Here is a 1664-nt window from a genome sequence, read left to right as displayed (position 1 = left end):
TGGAAGCAGATGAAATATTATTGGCGAGACTTTCAAGTCATGACAGCTGATAAAATAGAGCAATGGGTGGAGAGAGTATCAAACCAATTCGGAAAAGAATACATGTTTACTTTTTAATGACAGCTTATAATCATAAAAATAGTAAACTTAGCCATTTTTATAGCGTTATTTATATTAAAAATAGATGTAAAACGAATATTTAATAATAACTTATTCACATATTTCTATCTTTATTTATTCAATTGTATTGCTAAAAATAAACCAATCATCAAGATAACAGCAATAAAGCTCGTCAACCCAATCCAACCAGAAATTTCCCAAACCAAACCACTACTACTACCCAAAATACTAGAACCTAAGTAATAGCAAAATAAATATAAAGATGAACCTACGGCACGGTATTGCAGGGATTGAACTGATACCCAACTACTTGCCGTGGAATGCGCTGCAAAAAAAGCAAAAGTGAATACAATCAGCCCCAAAATGACTGACCAAAATGCCGGAATGAGCATGATCAACAGCCCGAACAACATCATGAGCAGCATCGAAGGTAAAACTTTTACCCGGCCAAAGCGTTTCCCCCAACTTGCAGCCCGAGGTGAACTATATATTCCTGCCAAATATGCTATGGAGATTAGTCCAATCCATGTTTGAGAAAGTTGATAAGGTTCTTCTAATAGGTGGTAGCTCATATAGTTAAATATAGAGACAAAACATCCCATGAGGATAAAGCCTTGAAGGAATAAAATTCTCAGCTTTGGATCTGCTAAATTTTTAACGAAAGATTCATAAAATCGGTTGAAACGAATGGGATAAGCTTGAAAATGTTGAGATGCTGGAAGTAATAAAAAGAATGCTGTGGCTATACATAGGTTAATGATGCCGATAATCATCATGGCATTTTGCCAACTAATATAATCAATCAATACCCCAGCAATGAGACGACCACCCATTCCTCCAATCGCAGTACCCGATATATACAGGCCCATTGCAAAGCCTATATCTTTTTGCTCAATTTCTTCACCTATATAAGTCATTGCAACTGCAGCAACACCGCTAACACTTAATCCGATCAGCACGCGATTCAATAAAAATATTTTCCAAAGTGGAAATATAGAACTAATGATTGAAAGTGACGCTGCCAAAAATAAAGCGGTGACCATCACAGGCTTACGACCGAATCGATCTGAAATCAAACCAGTGAATAGCAGCCCAATCGCTAAGGCAATGGTAGAAAAAGATAAAGGAAAGCTGCTATGTGTCGGACTGACATGAAAGAAATTCGCAAAGATGGGCATCATCGGTTGTACACAATACAACGATGAAAAAATTGCGAAGCCTGCTAAAAATAAAGAAAATAAAATGGCAAGAAATGGCCGTGTGCCATATTCAATATAAGGAGAATTTGAGGCTAAATCAGACATGAGCTTTCCATCAATGACACGGATAGTATACGCCTTTCAGTCTTTAATTTATAAATCACATGAAATGAATGATGAATTCTTTCTTTTTTTCTCATTACTTCTTTTTCTTTTCCTCACGCATAAAAAAACACCCCCTGAGATATCAGGGGGTGTTTCGAATAATGAGCTGGCGATGACTTACTCTCACATGGGTAACCCCACACTACCATCAGCGCTAAGAGGTTTCACTTCTGAGTTCGG

General features: G+C 37.1%; 2 protein-coding genes and 1 pseudogene. 2 read left to right on the top strand and 1 reads right to left on the bottom strand.

Translation table 11 applies throughout. From position 1 onward, the window contains the following. A pseudogene (locus FTT94_RS16400) lies at positions 1 to 117 on the top strand (transposase); the annotation flags it as partial. 113 nt (positions 118 to 230) lie between these two features. Here FTT94_RS16400 and FTT94_RS16395 read toward each other — a convergent pair. After that, entirely contained in the window at positions 231 to 1424 is a 1194-nt protein-coding gene (locus FTT94_RS16395; RefSeq protein ID WP_180049905.1) for an MFS transporter, read from the bottom strand. On the opposite strand from FTT94_RS16395, the gene FTT94_RS16515 reads away from it, so the two are divergent. Continuing rightward, positions 1423 to 1664: hypothetical protein (locus tag FTT94_RS16515; protein ID WP_218956028.1), on the top strand; the 242-nt coding region annotated here is incomplete at its 3' end. The two genes, FTT94_RS16395 and FTT94_RS16515, sit on opposite strands and share 2 nt — an antisense overlap.

It is taken from the genome of Acinetobacter sp. YH12027, from assembly GCF_013420085.1.
Classification (GTDB): domain Bacteria; phylum Pseudomonadota; class Gammaproteobacteria; order Pseudomonadales; family Moraxellaceae; genus Acinetobacter; species Acinetobacter amyesii.
The sequence above is the reverse complement of the archived record's forward strand: the minus strand, read 5'-3'. Positions and strand labels throughout refer to the sequence as shown.

Coding starts and splice junctions, on each gene's coding strand:
- FTT94_RS16395 (WP_180049905.1), bottom strand. CDS start 1,424: ATGTCTGATTTAGCCTCAAATTCTCCTTATATTGAATATGGCACACGG.